14 protein-coding genes are annotated in these 16,874 nt (G+C 55.6%); all 14 read left to right on the top strand.

The genetic code is table 11. The annotated features are described in order from the left end of the window. Nucleotides 1–15 precede the first annotated feature (15 nt). The 14 genes from B3511_RS15305 to secM all read left to right on the top strand — a co-directional run bounded on the left by B3511_RS15305 (nt 16) and on the right by secM (nt 16,835). Entirely contained in the window at nt 16–1,782 is a 1,767-nt protein-coding gene (locus B3511_RS15305; RefSeq protein ID WP_040077175.1) for a peptidoglycan glycosyltransferase FtsI, read from the top strand. Next, nucleotides 1,769–3,256 carry a UDP-N-acetylmuramoyl-L-alanyl-D-glutamate--2,6-diaminopimelate ligase gene (gene murE / locus B3511_RS15300; RefSeq protein ID WP_286783719.1) on the top strand — a complete coding sequence of 496 codons (1,488 nt, stop codon included), beginning with the start codon at nt 1,769–1,771 and terminating at the stop codon, nt 3,254–3,256. Before B3511_RS15305 ends, murE begins: the two co-directional genes overlap by 14 nt. Beyond that, entirely contained in the window at nt 3,253–4,611 is a 1,359-nt protein-coding gene (murF, locus tag B3511_RS15295; RefSeq protein ID WP_040077173.1) for a UDP-N-acetylmuramoyl-tripeptide--D-alanyl-D-alanine ligase, read from the top strand. Before murE ends, murF begins: the two co-directional genes overlap by 4 nt. Further along, the gene (mraY, locus tag B3511_RS15290) at nt 4,605–5,687 is read left to right on the top strand and encodes a phospho-N-acetylmuramoyl-pentapeptide-transferase (protein ID WP_040077172.1); all 1,083 of its coding nucleotides are present in this window, start codon (nt 4,605–4,607) and stop codon (nt 5,685–5,687) included. The genes murF and mraY overlap by 7 nt, the downstream gene beginning before the upstream one ends. 2 nt (nt 5,688–5,689) lie before the next feature. After that, a complete protein-coding gene (murD, locus tag B3511_RS15285) occupies nt 5,690–7,006 on the top strand; it encodes a UDP-N-acetylmuramoyl-L-alanine--D-glutamate ligase (protein WP_286783718.1) in 1,317 nt (438 codons plus the stop codon). Then, nucleotides 7,006–8,250: a cell division protein FtsW gene (gene ftsW, locus B3511_RS15280; protein ID WP_040077170.1), complete on the top strand. Its 1,245-nt coding sequence runs from the start codon at nt 7,006–7,008 to the stop codon at nt 8,248–8,250. The genes murD and ftsW overlap by 1 nt, the downstream gene beginning before the upstream one ends. Further along, nucleotides 8,247–9,311: an undecaprenyldiphospho-muramoylpentapeptide beta-N-acetylglucosaminyltransferase gene (murG, locus tag B3511_RS15275; RefSeq protein WP_286783717.1), complete on the top strand. Its 1,065-nt coding sequence runs from the start codon at nt 8,247–8,249 to the stop codon at nt 9,309–9,311. Before ftsW ends, murG begins: the two co-directional genes overlap by 4 nt. 56 nt (nt 9,312–9,367) lie before the next feature. After that, the gene (murC, locus tag B3511_RS15270; protein ID WP_040077168.1) at nt 9,368–10,843 is read left to right on the top strand and encodes a UDP-N-acetylmuramate--L-alanine ligase; all 1,476 of its coding nucleotides are present in this window, start codon (nt 9,368–9,370) and stop codon (nt 10,841–10,843) included. Next, the gene (locus B3511_RS15265; RefSeq protein ID WP_286783716.1) at nt 10,836–11,756 is read left to right on the top strand and encodes a D-alanine--D-alanine ligase; all 921 of its coding nucleotides are present in this window, start codon (nt 10,836–10,838) and stop codon (nt 11,754–11,756) included. The genes murC and B3511_RS15265 overlap by 8 nt, the downstream gene beginning before the upstream one ends. Before the next feature lies 1 nt (nt 11,757). Then, nucleotides 11,758–12,597 carry a cell division protein FtsQ gene (ftsQ, locus tag B3511_RS15260; protein WP_046884983.1) on the top strand — a complete coding sequence of 280 codons (840 nt, stop codon included), beginning with the start codon at nt 11,758–11,760 and terminating at the stop codon, nt 12,595–12,597. Continuing rightward, a complete protein-coding gene (ftsA, locus tag B3511_RS15255; RefSeq protein WP_046884982.1) occupies nt 12,594–13,850 on the top strand; it encodes a cell division protein FtsA in 1,257 nt (418 codons plus the stop codon). Before ftsQ ends, ftsA begins: the two co-directional genes overlap by 4 nt. Before the next feature lie 63 nt (nt 13,851–13,913). Beyond that, entirely contained in the window at nt 13,914–15,065 is a 1,152-nt protein-coding gene (gene ftsZ, locus B3511_RS15250; protein WP_040077163.1) for a cell division protein FtsZ, read from the top strand. 101 nt (nt 15,066–15,166) lie between these two features. Next, nucleotides 15,167–16,084, top strand: coding sequence for a UDP-3-O-acyl-N-acetylglucosamine deacetylase (gene lpxC, locus B3511_RS15245; RefSeq protein ID WP_040077161.1), 918 nt, complete (start codon nt 15,167–15,169; stop codon nt 16,082–16,084). A gap of 250 nt (nt 16,085–16,334) precedes the next feature. Next, complete coding sequence (secM, locus tag B3511_RS15240) at nt 16,335–16,835, top strand: secA translation cis-regulator SecM (protein WP_212477213.1); 501 nt, start codon at nt 16,335–16,337, stop codon at nt 16,833–16,835. The last annotated feature ends 39 nt before the right edge of the window (nt 16,836–16,874 follow it).

Below are 16,874 nucleotides of genomic sequence, written 5' to 3'. Positions count from 1 at the left end.
GGGAAAACGCGACGCATGAGAGCAGCGGCAAAAGCGCTAAAACCAAAACGTCAGGAAGAACAGGCCAGCTTTATCAGCTGGCGTTTTGCGTTGTTATGCGGCTGTATCTTACTGGCGCTGGGCTTTCTGCTGGGGCGGGTGGCGTGGCTACAGATCATTGCACCGGATATGCTGGTACGTCAGGGGGACATGCGCTCCCTTCGCGTACAAGAGGTCTCGACATCACGAGGGTTGATCACCGATCGTTCTGGTCGTCCGCTGGCCGTCAGCGTGCCGGTAAAAGCGATCTGGGCCGATCCGAAGGAGCTGCATGACGCCGGCGGGATCTCTCTGGATAACCGCTGGAAAGCACTCTCTGACGCGCTCAAAATGCCGCTGGATCAGCTCGCCGCGCGGGTGAATGCCAACCCGAAAGGGCGATTCATCTATCTGGCGCGCCAGGTCAATCCTGATATGGCTGATTACATTAAAAAGCTGAAACTGCCGGGGATCCATCTGCGTGAAGAGTCACGCCGTTACTATCCGTCAGGGGAAGTCACCGCTCACCTCATCGGCTTCACCAACGTGGATAGCCAGGGTATTGAAGGCGTCGAGAAGAGTTTCGATAAATGGCTCACCGGCCAGCCTGGCGAGCGTATCGTGCGTAAAGACCGCTATGGCCGCGTCATTGAAGATATCTCCTCTACCGATAGCCAGGCGGCACACAACCTCGCCCTCAGCATCGATGAGCGTCTGCAGGCGCTGGTTTACCGTGAGCTAAATAACGCCGTCGCTTTCAACAAAGCTGAATCAGGTAGCGCTGTGCTGGTCGACGTCAGCACCGGCGAAGTGCTGGCGATGGCCAGCAGTCCTTCCTATAACCCGAACAATTTCGCCGGTACCGCCAAAGACGCAATGCGTAACCGGTCCATTACCGACGTGTTTGAACCGGGTTCAACCGTGAAGCCTATGGTCGTCATGACCGCCCTGCAACGCGGTATCGTCAATGAAAACACGGTGCTGAACACGGTTCCTTATCGAATTAACGGCCACGAAATCAAAGACGTGGCGCGCTACAGCGAATTGACCCTGACCGGGGTTCTGCAGAAGTCGAGTAACGTCGGTGTTTCTAAGCTGGCGTTAGCGATGCCGTCCTCAGCGTTAGTAGAAACTTACTCACGTTTTGGGCTAGGAAAGGCGACCAATTTGGGGTTGGTCGGAGAACGCAGTGGCTTATATCCTCAAAAACAACGGTGGTCTGACATAGAGAGGGCCACCTTCTCTTTCGGCTACGGGCTAATGGTAACCCCGTTACAGTTAGCGCGAGTCTACGCAACGATTGGCAGCTATGGCATCTATCGTCCGCTGTCGATTACCAAAGTTGATCCCCCGGTCCCCGGCGAGCGTGTCTTCCCGGAGTCTATCGTACGTACGGTTGTACATATGATGGAGAGCGTGGCGCTGCCAGGCGGCGGCGGGGTCAAAGCCGCAATTAAAGGCTATCGTATCGCGATTAAGACCGGTACAGCGAAAAAAGTAGGGCCGGACGGTCGCTACATTAATAAATACATTGCCTATACCGCAGGCGTAGCGCCTGCAAGCAATCCGCGTTTTGCGCTGGTGGTAGTAATTAACGATCCACAGGCGGGTAAATACTACGGTGGCGCCGTTTCCGCGCCGGTGTTTGGTGCCATCATGGGCGGCGTTTTACGTACCATGAACATCGAACCGGATGCGCTGGCAACGGGCGAGAAAAGTGAATTTGTAATTAATCAAGGTGAGGGAACAGGTGGCAGATCGTAATTTGCGCGACCTTCTTGCTCCATGGGTGCCAAACGCACCGGAGCGAGCACTGCGGGAGATGGTACTCGACAGCCGTGTGGCTGCATCGGGCGATCTCTTTGTAGCGGTGGTCGGTCATCAGGCGGACGGGCGTCGGTATATCCCGCAGGCGATTGCGCAAGGTGTAGCTGCCATTATTGCTGAGGCAAAAGATGAGGCGACCGACGGTGAAATCCGTGAAATGCACGGCGTGCCGGTAATCTTTCTCAGCCAGCTGAATGAGCGTCTCTCTGCACTGGCAGGGCGTTTTTATCATGAACCGTCTGAACAACTGCGTCTTATTGGCGTAACCGGTACGAACGGCAAAACCACCACCACGCAGCTTATGGCGCAGTGGGCGCAGCTGCTGGGCGAGACCGGTGCGGTGATGGGCACCGTTGGCAATGGTTTGCTGGGCAAAGTGATCCCAACAGAAAACACCACCGGCTCTGCGGTTGACGTCCAGCACGTGCTGGCGGGTCTGGCAGGGCAGGGGGCAACCTTCGCTGCGATGGAAGTCTCTTCTCACGGGCTGGTTCAACATCGTGTGGCGGCGCTGAAGTTTGCCGCCTCGGTGTTCACCAACCTGAGCCGCGATCACCTCGATTATCACGGTGATATGGAAAATTACGAGGCCGCGAAATGGCTGCTCTATTCCACTCACCACTGCGGTCAGGCGATCATTAATGCCGACGATGAAGTCGGCCGCCGCTGGCTAGCTAAGCTGCCGGACGCTGTTGCCGTGTCGATGGACGATCATATCAACCCGAACTGTCATGGCCGCTGGCTAAAAGCCACGGAAGTGGACTACCACGACAGCGGTGCAACCATCCGTTTCGCCTCCTCCTGGGGCGAAGGCGAAATTGAAAGCCGTCTGATGGGGGCGTTTAACGTTAGCAATTTGCTACTGGCGCTGGCAACGCTGCTGGCACTGGGTTATCCACTCGCAGAACTGCTGAAAACCTCTGCTCGCCTGCAGCCGGTATGTGGCCGCATGGAAGTCTTCAGCGCACCGGGTAAACCGACCGTAGTGGTTGATTATGCCCACACTCCGGACGCACTGGAGAAGGCGCTGCAGGCAGCTCGTCTGCACTGTGCCGGCAAACTCTGGTGCGTGTTTGGCTGTGGCGGCGATCGTGATAAAGGCAAACGTCCGTTGATGGGCGCCATCGCGGAAGAGTTTGCAGACATTCCGGTCGTGACGGATGACAACCCACGTACCGAAGAGCCGCGCGCCATCATTAACGATATCCTGGCCGGGATGCTGGACGCCGGACGTGCTCGCGTTGTTGAAGGGCGCGCCGAAGCGGTCACTAACGCCATTATGCAGGCCGATGAAAACGACGTGGTCTTGTTGGCGGGTAAAGGGCACGAAGATTATCAGATCGTGGGGACCAACCGTCTGGACTACTCCGATCGCGTGACCGCAGCGCGTCTGCTGGGGGTCGTAGCATGATTAGCGTATCGCTAAGCCAACTCGCCGGCATTTTGCACGGTGAACTGCAGGGACAGGATCTGACCTGTGATGCGGTAACAACGGACACCCGTAAAATCACCCCAGGTTGCCTGTTTGTGGCACTGAAGGGCGAGCGTTTTGACGCTCATGATTTTGCCGATCAAGCCAAAGAGGCCGGCGCTGGCGCACTGTTAGTGAGTCGTAAGCTGAATGTCGATTTGCCCCAGGTGGTGGTGAAAGATACCCGCCAGGCGTTTGGTGAACTGGCGGCATGGGTGCGCCAACAGGTCCCTACGCGGATCGTGGCGCTGACCGGTTCATCCGGTAAAACTTCGGTTAAAGAGATGACCGCGGCCATTTTGAGCCAATGCGGTAACACCCTCTACACTGCCGGGAACCTGAATAATGACATCGGTGTGCCGATGACTCTGCTGCGTCTGACGCCAGAGCATGAGTATGCCGTGATTGAGCTTGGCGCTAACCACCAGGGAGAAATCGCCTGGACCGTCAGCCTGACTAAACCGGAGGCGGCGTTAGTCAATAATCTGGCGGCCGCTCACCTCGAAGGGTTTGGCTCGCTCGAAGGCGTGGCGAAAGCGAAGGGCGAAATCTATACCGGTCTGCCGCAGAACGGTATCGCCATCATGAACGCCGATAATAACGACCAGTTGAACTGGAAGAGCGTGATTGGCGATCGCAAAACCTGGCGATTTTCACCGAATGCTGCCAACAGCGACTTTACGGCAACCAATATCCATGTGACCTCGCACGGTACAGAGTTCACCTTACAAACGCCAACCGGCAGCACGGACGTTCTGCTGCCGTTGCCGGGGCGCCATAACATCGCCAACGCGCTGGCCGCGACGGCGCTGGCCATGGCGGTCGGTGCTCCCCTGAGCGCTATCAAAACCGGACTGGCAAATTTGACCGCGGTACCTGGTCGTCTGTTCCCGGTCCCACTGGGTGAAAACAAACTGCTGCTGGACGACTCCTATAACGCCAACGTCGGGTCGATGACCGCTGCGGTGCAGGTGCTGTCCGAAATGCCGGGCTACCGCGTCTTGGTGGTCGGTGATATGGCAGAGCTGGGTGATGAAAGCGTAGCGTGTCACCGCCAGGTGGGGGAAGCAGCGAAAGCTTCAGGTATTGATCGCGTGTTAAGCACCGGAGCATTAAGCCAGACACTTAGTGAGGCAAGCGGCGCAGGTGAGCACTTTGCTGACAAAGCCGCCCTGATCACCCGCCTGAAGGCGTTGATTCAGGAAAAACAAATCATCACCGTTTTGGTGAAAGGTTCACGTAGCGCAGCCATGGAAGACGTTGTGCGCGCATTACAGGAGAATGGGACATGTTAGTTTGGCTGGCCGAACACTTGGTCAAATATTATTCAGGCTTTAACGTCTTTTCCTATCTGACGTTTCGCGCCATTGTCAGCCTGCTGACTGCGTTGTTCATCTCTTTATGGATGGGCCCGCGCATGATTGCCCATCTGCAAAAGCTCTCTTTCGGCCAGGTTGTCCGTAACGATGGTCCGGAATCACACTTCAGCAAACGTGGTACGCCAACCATGGGCGGCATCATGATTCTGACGGCGATCGTCGTTTCCGTGCTGTTGTGGGCCTACCCGTCTAACCCCTATGTCTGGTGTGTGCTGGTTGTGCTGGTGGGCTACGGGATTATTGGTTTTGTCGATGATTACCGCAAAGTGGTACGCAAAGATACCAAAGGGCTGATAGCCCGTTGGAAATACTTCTGGATGTCGGTGATTGCGCTGGGCGTGGCATTCGCGCTCTACCTGGCCGGCAAAGATACCCCGGCCACCGAGCTGGTGGTGCCGTTCTTCAAGGATGTGATGCCACAGCTGGGGATCTTCTACATCCTGCTGGCTTACTTCGTCATTGTGGGTACCGGTAATGCGGTGAACCTGACCGATGGTCTGGACGGCCTGGCTATTATGCCGACTGTCTTCGTGGCTGGCGGGTTTGCGCTGGTGGCCTGGGCAACCGGGAATATGAACTTCGCGAACTACCTGCACATTCCTTATCTGCGTCATGCCGGCGAGCTGGTGATTGTCTGTACGGCGATTGTGGGCGCGGGGCTCGGATTCTTGTGGTTCAACACCTATCCGGCGCAGGTCTTTATGGGTGACGTCGGTTCGCTGGCGCTGGGTGGTGCACTGGGCATTATCGCCGTGCTGCTGCGTCAGGAGTTCTTGCTGGTGATCATGGGAGGGGTGTTCGTGGTTGAAACCCTGTCAGTGATTTTGCAGGTGGGCTCCTTCAAGCTGCGCGGTCAGCGCATCTTCCGTATGGCGCCGATTCACCATCACTATGAATTGAAAGGCTGGCCGGAGCCGCGCGTGATTGTGCGCTTCTGGATTATTTCGCTGATGCTGGTGCTGATTGGCCTGGCAACGCTGAAGGTACGTTAATCATGGCAGATTACCAGGGTAAAAAAGTCGTTATCATCGGGCTGGGCCTTACCGGGCTCTCCTGCGTGGACTTTTTCCTTGCGCGCGGCGTGACGCCGCGCGTAATGGATACGCGTATCTCTCCGCCTGGGCTGGACAAACTGCCGGAACAGGTTGAACGCCACCTTGGTGGTCTTAATGATGACTGGCTGCTGGCAGCCGATCTGATCGTTGCCAGCCCCGGTATGGCGTTGGCGCACCCTCCGTTAAGCGCTGCAGCCGATGCGGGCGTTGAAATTGTGGGTGATATTGAACTGTTCTGCCGTGAGGCACAGGCGCCCATCGTCGCCATTACCGGCTCTAACGGTAAAAGCACCGTCACGACTCTCGTGGGTGAGATGGCAAAAGCGGCAGGCGTGAGCGTCGGTGTCGGCGGAAATATTGGATTGCCGGCCTTAATGCTGCTCGATCAGGGACGCGAGTTGTATGTACTGGAGCTTTCCAGTTTCCAGCTAGAAACCACCTCCAGCCTGAAGGCCGTGGCCGCCACGATCCTCAACGTAACCGAAGATCATATGGACCGTTACCCGTTTGGTCTGCAGCAATACCGTGCAGCCAAACTGCGGGTTTACGAGAATGCAGAAGTTTGTGTGGTTAACGCCGATGATGCGCTGACCATGCCGGTTCGCGGCGCCGATGAGCGCTGCATCAGCTTTGGTATCAACATGGGTGACTATCATCTGAATCGTCAGCAGGGCGAAACCTGGCTGCGCGTGCAGGGTGAAAAAGTGCTGAACGTAAAAGAGATGAAGCTCTCCGGGCAGCATAACTACACCAATGCGCTGGCCGCACTGGCGCTGGCGGATGCCGCCGGGTTACCGCGTGCGTCCAGTCTGAAAGCCCTCACCACCTTTACCGGCCTTGCTCACCGTTTCCAGCTGGCGCTGGAACACAACGGCGTGCGCTGGATCAACGACTCCAAAGCCACCAACGTGGGTAGCACCGAGGCGGCGCTGAATGGCCTGCACGTAGAGGGTACGCTGCATCTGTTGCTTGGCGGTGATGGCAAATCGGCTGACTTCTCGTCTCTGAAACCGTATCTGAAGGGCGACAACGTGCGCCTTTACTGCTTCGGCCGGGATGGCGCAGAGCTGGCGGCATTACGTCCGGAGGTCGCACAGCAGACAGAAACCATGGAACAGGCGATGCGCCTGCTCGCCCCCACGCTGAAGCCGGGCGATATGGTGTTGCTCTCTCCTGCCTGCGCCAGCCTTGATCAGTTTAAAAACTTTGAACAGCGTGGCGATCTCTTCACCCGTCTGGCGCAGGAGTTAGGCTGATGCGTTTATCTTTCCCTCGCCTTCGCCTGCCGCGCCTGCCGGGATTCGGTATCCTGGCGTGGATCTTCGCGGCGCTGAAAGGCTGGGTCATGGGCTCACGGGATAAAGATTCCGATAGCCTTATTATGTATGACCGTGTGCTGCTCTGGCTTACGCTGGGGCTGGCCGCTATTGGCTTTATTATGGTGACCTCCGCCTCGATGCCCGTGGGGCAGCGTCTGGCGAACGATCCTTTCCTGTTTGCCAAGCGTGATGGTTTGTACATTATTCTCGCATTCTGTCTGGCGATGGTGACACTGCGTCTGCCGATGGAGTTCTGGCAGCGGCACAGCACCGCAATGCTTATCGCCTCTATCGTCATGCTGCTGATTGTTCTGGTGGTGGGCAGTTCTGTTAACGGGGCATCGCGCTGGATTGCCTTTGGCCCGCTGCGTATTCAGCCTGCGGAGTTTACCAAACTGTCGCTCTTCTGCTATCTGGCCAACTACCTGGTGCGTAAAGTCGATGAGGTGCGTAACAACCTGCGCGGCTTTTTAAAACCGATGGGCGTGATTCTGGTGCTGGCGGTATTACTGCTTGCGCAGCCTGACCTGGGTACCGTGGTCGTGCTGTTTGTCACCACGCTGGCCATGCTGTTTCTCGCTGGCGCCAAATTGTGGCAGTTCATCGCCATTATCGGGATGGGCATCTCTGCCGTCGTGCTGTTGATTCTGGCTGAACCCTACCGTATCCGCCGCGTCACCTCGTTCTGGAATCCGTGGGAAGATCCCTTCGGCAGCGGTTATCAGCTCACCCAGTCATTGATGGCGTTTGGACGGGGTGAATTCTGGGGGCAGGGGCTGGGGAATTCCGTCCAAAAACTTGAGTATTTACCGGAGGCACATACCGACTTCATCTTCTCCATCATTGGGGAAGAACTGGGTTATATCGGTGTGGTATTAGCACTTTTAATGGTATTCTTCGTCGCTTTCCGCGCCATGTCGATTGGCCGAAAAGCGCTGGTGATTGACCATCGCTTCTCGGGCTTTCTGGCGTGCTCGATCGGGATCTGGTTCAGTTTCCAGGCTCTGGTGAACGTCGGCGCGGCGGCCGGCATGCTGCCCACAAAGGGCCTGACGTTGCCGTTGATCAGTTATGGTGGCTCGAGTCTGTTGATTATGTCGACCGCCATTATGTTTTTGCTACGTATAGATTATGAAACGCGTCTGGAGAATGCCCAGGCGTTTACACGAGGTTCACGATGAATCAACCGAAGCGGTTAATGGTGATGGCAGGCGGTACCGGCGGACATGTTTTTCCGGGGCTGGCGGTTGCGCACCATTTGATGGATCAGGGCTGGCAAGTACGCTGGCTAGGAACCGCAGACCGCATGGAAGCCGATCTTGTACCGAAACACGGTATCGAGATCGACTTTATTCGTATTTCCGGTCTTCGCGGCAAGGGAGTGAAAGCTCTGCTGCTCGCACCGGTACGCATTTTCAATGCCTGGCGTCAGGCGCGCGCCATCATGAAACGCTTTAAGCCGGACGTGGTGTTGGGCATGGGCGGTTATGTCTCTGGCCCGGGTGGCCTGGCGGCATGGTCGTTGGGTATCCCCGTTGTGCTGCATGAGCAGAACGGTATCGCGGGCCTCACCAATAAATGGCTGGCGAAAATTGCCAGCAAAGTGATGCAGGCTTTCCCGGGAGCGTTTCCAAAAGCCGATGTCGTGGGTAACCCGGTGCGCGTTGATGTGCTGGCGCTGCCGCTACCCCAGGCGCGACTCACCGGTCGTGAAGGGCCGGTGCGGGTGCTGGTCGTCGGAGGCTCGCAGGGCGCGCGCGTGTTGAACCAGACGATGCCGCAGGTGGCCGCGAAGCTGGGTGAGGCTGTGACAATTTGGCATCAAAGCGGTAAAGGCGCTCAGCAGACCGTTGAGCAAGCTTATGCAGAGGCCGGTCAGCCGCAGCATAAGGTCACCGAATTTATTGACGACATGGCCGCCGCTTACGCCTGGGCCGATGTGGTGGTCTGCCGCTCTGGTGCGTTGACGGTAAGCGAAATTGCTGCCGCCGGTTTGCCGGCGCTGTTTGTGCCTTTCCAGCATAAAGACCGTCAGCAGTACTGGAATGCGTTGCCACTTGAGAAAGCCGGCGCCGCAAAAATCTTTGAACAGCCGCAGTTTACCGCAGATGCGGTCGCCACCACCCTGGCGGGCTGGAACCGGGAGACATTACTGGAGATGGCGCAGCACGCACGCGCGGCCGCGATCCCGGATGCCACCGAGCGGGTAGCAAAAGAAGTGAGCCTGGCAGCCCAGGCTTAACCCTCGCAGCGCGTGTTGCGCTGCACGAATTTTAAGTAGTCGATGGCGTTTAGAGAATGAATACACAACAACTGGCGAAACTGCGTTCAATCGTGCCCGAGATGCGTCGCGTCCGGCACATTCACTTCGTTGGCATCGGCGGCGCCGGTATGGGCGGTATTGCCGAAGTGCTGGCGAATGAAGGTTACCAGATCAGCGGTTCTGATCTGGCGCCGAACCCTGTTACGCAACAGTTGGCGTCGCTTGGCGCAACAATCTATTTCAACCATCGCCCGGAAAACGTCAGTGACGCGAGTGTGGTGGTGGTATCCAGCGCGATTTCTGCCGATAACCCGGAGATTGTAGCTGCGCACGAAGCGCGTATCCCGGTAATCCGCCGTGCCGAAATGCTGGCTGAGTTGATGCGTTTCCGTCACGGCATCGCTGTTGCCGGAACTCACGGTAAGACCACGACGACGGCGATGGTCTCCAGTATTTATGCCGAAGCGGGTCTCGATCCGACGTTCGTGAACGGCGGGCTGGTGAAAGCGGCAGGCGTGCATGCACGTCTGGGTCACAGCCGTTACCTGATTGCTGAAGCGGATGAAAGTGATGCGTCATTCCTGCATTTGCAACCGATGGTGGCGATTGTTACCAACATCGAAGCCGACCACATGGATACTTACCAGGGCGATTTCGAAAATTTAAAGCAAACATTCATCAACTTTTTGCACAATCTGCCGTTTTATGGACGTGCAGTAATGTGCGTGGACGATCCGGTCATCCGCGAGCTGCTGCCGCGAGTGGGGCGTCAGATAACTACTTACGGCTTCAGTGAAGATGCCGATGTGCGCGTTGAGAACTATCAGCAGATTGGTGCTCAGGGGCACTTTACACTGGCCCGCCAGGATAAAGAGCTGGTGCAGGTCACCCTGAACGCGCCGGGTCGTCACAACGCGCTAAACGCTGCGGCGGCGGTTGCTGTGGCAACGGAAGAGGGCATTGAAGACGAGGCAATTTTGCGCGCGCTGGAGAGCTTCCAGGGCACTGGCCGTCGTTTTGATTTCCTTGGGGAGTTCCCGCTGGCAGAGGTTAACGGCAAAACCGGTACCGCTATGCTGGTAGATGACTATGGACATCACCCTACGGAAGTGGATGCCACCATTAAGGCAGCGCGTGCCGGCTGGCCGGATAAAAATCTGGTGATGGTATTCCAGCCTCACCGCTATACCCGTACTCGCGATCTCTATGATGACTTCGCTAACGTCCTGTCACAGGTGGATGCCCTGCTGATGCTGGATGTTTACTCTGCGGGTGAAGCGGCAATTCCGGGCGCGGACAGCCGTTCGCTGTGTCGTACCATTCGTGGGCGCGGTAAGATTGACCCAATTCTGGTCCCCGACCACGCACAGGTAGCGGCGATGCTCGCCCCCGTGCTGACCGGTAATGATTTGATTCTGGTTCAGGGTGCGGGAAATATCGGCAAGATCGCCCGTAACTTAGCTGAAATCAAACTGAAGCCGCAAAATTCGGAGGAAGAACGCCATGGCTGATAAGATCGCCGTCCTGCTTGGCGGGACTTCCGCTGAACGCGACGTTTCTCTGAACTCTGGCGAAGCAGTACTGGCGGGTCTTCGCGAAGGTGGCATTGATGCGCACCCGGTCGATCCAAAGGAGACGGATGTCACGCGCCTGAAAGAGATGGGATTTGATAAGGTTTTCATCGCCCTCCACGGTCGTGGCGGTGAAGATGGCACCCTGCAGGGGTTACTGGATTTGATTGGCTTGCCCTATACCGGCAGTGGCGTCATGGCGTCGGCCATTTCTATGGATAAGTTGCGCAGCAAATTGTTGTGGCAGGGGGCGGGCTTACCGGTCGCTACATGGGTTGCTGTTACGCGCCGCGAATTTGAATTAGGCCTGCCAGACAGCGTTATTTCGCGAATTGCCGCGCTGGGTTTGCCGGTTATTGTTAAGCCCAGCCGCGAAGGCTCCAGCTTTGGCATGTCTAAAGTGGACAATGCAGACGATATATCTTCAGCATTAGCGCTGGCATTTCAACATGATGAAGAAGTTCTGATTGAAAAATGGCTCAGCGGGCCGGAATTTACCGTCGCCATGCTTGGTGAAGAAATTTTACCGTCGATTCGTATCCAACCAGCCGGAACCTTCTATGATTATGAGGCGAAGTATCTCTCTGATGAGACGCAATATTTCTGCCCAGCAGGTCTGGAAGAGAAGGATGAGGCGCAATTACAGTCTCTGGTCCTTAAAGCGTGGGCTGTTTTAGGTTGTCGTGGTTGGGGTCGTATTGATGTGATGCAGGATAGTGATGGGCAGTTTTACCTGCTGGAGGCGAACACCTCTCCAGGAATGACCAGCCACAGTCTGGTGCCCATGGCGGCGCGTCAGGCAGGCATGAGCTTCTCCCAGCTTGTTGTACGTATTCTGGATCAGGCGCGCTGATATGTCTCAGGCTGCGCTGAACACGCGAAATCGTGACGAAGAGGAAGAGTATTCGTCTCGTCGCAATAATGGAACGCGTCTTGCAGGGATTATCTTCCTGCTTGCCGTGCTATGTACCGTGTTTGTCAGCGGCTGGATGGTGCTGGGCTGGATGGAAGATGCGCAGCGGTTACCCCTGTCGAAACTGGTGGTGACCGGCGATCGTCATTACACCCGTAACGACGATATACGCCAGTCAATCCTGGCGTTGGGATCGCCGGGAACCTTTATGACTCAGGACGTCAACATCATCCAGAGCCAGATTGAACGTCTGCCGTGGATAAAACAGGCAAGCGTACGCAAGCAGTGGCCCGATGAATTGAAGATTCATCTGGTTGAATTTGTGCCCATTGCGCGGTGGAATGATCAGCATATGGTTGACGCAGACGGAAATTCCTTCAGCGTCCCTGCCGATCGCGTCAGCAAGCAAAATTTACCCATGTTATATGGGCCGGAAGGCAGCGAAAATGAAGTGCTGGAAGGTTTTCGTAACATGGGGCAGGTGTTGGCTAAGGATCGGTTTACGTTAAAGAATGCGGCGATGACAGCGCGACGTTCATGGCAGTTAACGCTGACGAATGACATCAAGCTCAACCTTGGCCGCGGCGACACCATGAAGCGTCTGGCGCGATTTGTAGAACTCTATCCGGTTCTGCAACAACAGGCGCAGGCCGATGGCAAACGGATAAGCTACGTTGATTTGCGCTATGACTCAGGCGCGTCGGTGGGGTGGATCCCGGCGCCGGATGAGGAAACCAGGCAGCAACAAAATCAGGCACAGGTACAGGCAGAACAACAATGATCAAGGCGACGGACAGAAAACTGGTAGTTGGACTGGAGATAGGCACCGCGAAGGTAGCCGCTTTAGTAGGGGAAGTTCTGCCCGACGGTATGGTCAATATCATTGGCGTGGGCAGTTGCCCGTCTCGTGGTATGGATAAAGGTGGGGTAAACGACCTCGAGTCGGTGGTGAAGTGCGTACAGCGCGCCATCGATCAGGCAGAATTAATGGCAGACTGCCAGATTTCCTCTGTGTATCTGGCGCTCTCTGGCAAGCATATCAGCTGCCAGAATGAAATCGGTATGGTGCCGATTTCAGAAGAAGAAGTGACACAGGAAGACGTTGAGAACGTGGTCCATACGGCGAAATCCGTGCGCGTGCGTGATGAGCATCGCGTCCTGCATGTGATCCCGCAGGAATATGCCATCGACTATCAGGAAGGCATTAAAAATCCGGTCGGGCTTTCAGGCGTACGTATGCAGGCAAAAGTGCACTTGATCACATGTCACAACGATATGGCGAAGAACATCGTCAAAGCCGTTGAACGTTGTGGCCTCAAAGTTGACCAACTTATTTTCGCCGGTCTGGCAGCCAGTTATTCGGTGTTGACTGAAGACGAACGTGAACTGGGCGTCTGTGTCGTGGATATCGGCGGTGGTACAATGGACATGGCGGTGTATACCGGTGGTGCATTGCGTCATACCAAAGTGATCCCGTATGCGGGTAACGTGGTAACCAGCGATATCGCTTACGCCTTCGGCACGCCACCGAGCGATGCAGAGGCGATTAAAGTGCGCCATGGCTGTGCGCTCGGCTCTATCGTCGGTAAAGACGAGAGCGTTGAAGTGCCAAGCGTAGGGGGACGTCCTCCTCGCAGTCTGCAGCGTCAGACTCTGGCAGAGGTTATTGAGCCGCGTTACACCGAGCTGCTGAACCTTGTTAACGAAGAGATTTTGCAATTACAGGAACAGCTTCGCCAGCAGGGAGTGAAACATCATCTTGCGGCGGGGATTGTATTAACCGGCGGTGCGGCGCAAATTGAAGGTCTTGCGGCCTGCGCACAGCGCGTGTTCCATACGCAGGTGCGTATCGGGGCCCCGCTGAATATCACCGGTCTGACAGATTATGCCCAGGAGCCCTATTACTCTACGGCCGTGGGCCTGCTTCACTACGGGAAGGAAACCCATCTCAGCGGTGAAGCAGAAGTGGAAAAACGTGCGTCGGTGGGGTCGTGGATTAAACGAATCAACACCTGGCTACGAAAAGAGTTTTAATTTTTTTAAGAGACCGGAGAGAATTAACGGTTTCGGGCGACAGGCACAACGGAGAGAGAAACTATGTTTGAACCTATGGAATTAACCAACGACGCGGTGATTAAAGTCATCGGCGTCGGTGGCGGCGGCGGTAACGCCGTAGAGCACATGGTGCGTGAACGCATCGAAGGCGTGGAATTCTTTGCAGTTAACACCGACGCTCAGGCCCTGCGAAAGACGGCTGTCGGCCAGACGATTCAGATCGGTGGCGGCATCACGAAAGGTCTGGGCGCTGGGGCTAACCCGGAAGTCGGCCGTAACGCAGCCGAAGAAGACCGTGAAGCACTGCGTGCTGCGCTGGATGGTGCAGACATGGTGTTCATCGCAGCTGGCATGGGTGGTGGTACCGGCACGGGTGCTGCGCCAGTGGTGGCTGAAGTTGCAAAAGATTTAGGTATTCTGACCGTTGCTGTCGTCACTAAGCCTTTCAACTTTGAAGGCAAAAAACGTATGGCGTTTGCGGAGCAGGGTATTACTGAGCTGTCCAAACATGTGGACTCGCTGATTACTATCCCGAACGACAAGCTGCTGAAAGTGCTGGGTCGCGGTATCTCCCTGCTGGATGCCTTCGGTGCTGCGAACGACGTGCTGAAAGGCGCCGTTCAGGGTATCGCTGAGCTGATTACCCGTCCGGGTCTGATGAACGTCGACTTTGCAGACGTTCGCACCGTGATGTCCGAAATGGGCTACGCGATGATGGGCTCCGGCGTGGCAAGCGGTGAAGACCGTGCTGAAGAAGCCGCTGAAATGGCGATCTCTTCTCCGCTGCTGGAAGATATCGACCTCTCTGGTGCGCGCGGCGTGCTGGTTAACATCACCGCCGGCTTCGACCTGCGTCTGGATGAGTTCGAAACGGTGGGTAACACCATTCGTGCGTTCGCTTCCGACAACGCGACCGTGGTTATCGGTACCTCTCTGGATCCAGAGATGAACGACGAACTGCGCGTTACCGTTGTTGCAACTGGCATCGGCATGGACAAGCGCCCTGAGATCACGCTTGTCACTAACAAACAGACTCAGCAGCCAGTTATGGATCGCTACCCGCAGCATGGTATGACCCCGCTGACGCAGGAGCAGAAACCGGCCGCGAAAGTGGTTAATGACAATACACCGCAAACCCAGAAAGAACCGGATTATCTGGACATCCCAGCGTTCCTGCGTAAGCAAGCTGACTAGGATTAGGCTGGAATTTGGGGATTTGCGCTCTTTGTGCTAAACTGCCCTGCCGATAGTGATATACACTCTCGGTTGGATAAGTAATTTGGCGAGATTATACGATGATCAAACAAAGGACATTAAAACGTATCGTTCAGGCGACGGGTGTCGGTTTACATACCGGCAAGAAAGTCACGCTGACGCTGCGCCCTGCGCCGGCAAACACCGGGGTCATCTATCGTCGCACCGACTTGAATCCACCGGTAGATTTCCCGGCCGATGCCAAATCTGTGCGTGATACTATGCTCTGTACTTGCCTGGTGAACGAGCATGACGTGCGGATTTCTACCGTAGAGCACCTTAACGCCGCGCTGGCGGGTCTGGGTATTGACAACATTATTGTTGAAGTCGATGCGCCAGAAATCCCGATTATGGACGGCAGTGCTGCACCGTTTGTCTATCTGTTGCTGGATGCCGGCATCGAAGAGCTGAACAGTGCGAAGAAATTTGTTCGTATCAAAGAGACCGTTCGCGTTGAAGATGGCGACAAATGGGCTGAATTCAGACCGTTTAATGGTTTTTCGTTGGACTTTACCATCGACTTTAACCATCCGGCGATTGATTCCAGCACCCAACGCTATGCGATGAACTTCTCTGCTGATGCGTTTATGCGTCAAATCAGTCGCGCCCGTACTTTCGGGTTCATGCGTGATATCGAATATCTGCAATCCCGTGGCCTGTGCCTGGGCGGCAGCTTCGATTGTGCCATCGTTGTTGACGATTATCGCGTACTGAATGAAGACGGCCTGCGTTTTGAAGATGAATTTGTTCGTCACAAAATGCTGGATGCGATTGGCGACCTGTTTATGTGTGGTCACAACATTATTGGTGCGTTTACCGCGTATAAATCCGGTCATGCGCTGAACAATAAACTGTTGCAGGCTGTACTGGCGAAACAGGAAGCATGGGAATATGTGACCTTCCAGGACGAAGCAGAACTGCCGCTGGCGTTCAAAGCACCAAGCACTGTTCTGGCCTAACGGTTACACCCGTTAACTAAAATAGACTGGTTAACCTGGCACTCTCTCCGGCCAGGGATACCAGTCTTTTTTGTTTTTGTCTTTCCTGAATTTTGCGGTCAACGGCGCGTTTGCTGGTTTCATGACCATTTTTAACTCTCTCTGTGCCTCATTACTGCTGCTGTGTATGGCCTTTGGTGGTAATATCTGGACGCGAAAATAAACAAAATCAAATTGTGAGCCTGATGGCTCTCTTAATGTGGTGGGGCAATTGAGCGGAATTCTGACGCGCTGGCGACAATTTGGCAGACGTTACTTCTGGCCGCATCTCCTGTTGGGGATGGTCGCGGCGAGTCTCGGTTTGCCTGCGCTCAGCAACAGCGCTGAGGCATCGACGCCGGCGAAGACGTCCGCCACCCATGATTTCACCACCCGCGTTAATTTCACCAATCTTGCGCTGCTGGAAGCGAACCGCCGTACCAATTTCACGGTGGATTACTGGCACCAGCATGCGATTCGTACCGTCATTCGTCATCTCTCATTTGCGATGGCGCCGCAGGCGCTGCCTGCCATTGAAGAGTCGCTGCCAGTACAGGCGCACCATCTTGCGCTGCTTGATACGCTCAACACGCTGCTAACGCAGCAGAGTAAACCGCTGGCTACTCTGCCTCAGCCTGCGGTTATCTCATTAGCCCCGGAATCGACCTTCTTTGTATCCGCCTGGATAAGCCAGGTGCAGGGTATCCGCGCCGGGCCTCAACATCTCAGTTAAATTAATCGTTTTTTAATCACTTAATTTATCTATCCTGAC

It is taken from the genome of Leclercia sp. UBA1284 (assembly GCF_002308415.1).
GTDB lineage: Bacteria > Pseudomonadota > Gammaproteobacteria > Enterobacterales > Enterobacteriaceae > Enterobacter > Enterobacter pneumoniae.
The sequence above is the reverse complement of the archived record's forward strand: the minus strand, read 5'-3'. Positions and strand labels throughout refer to the sequence as shown.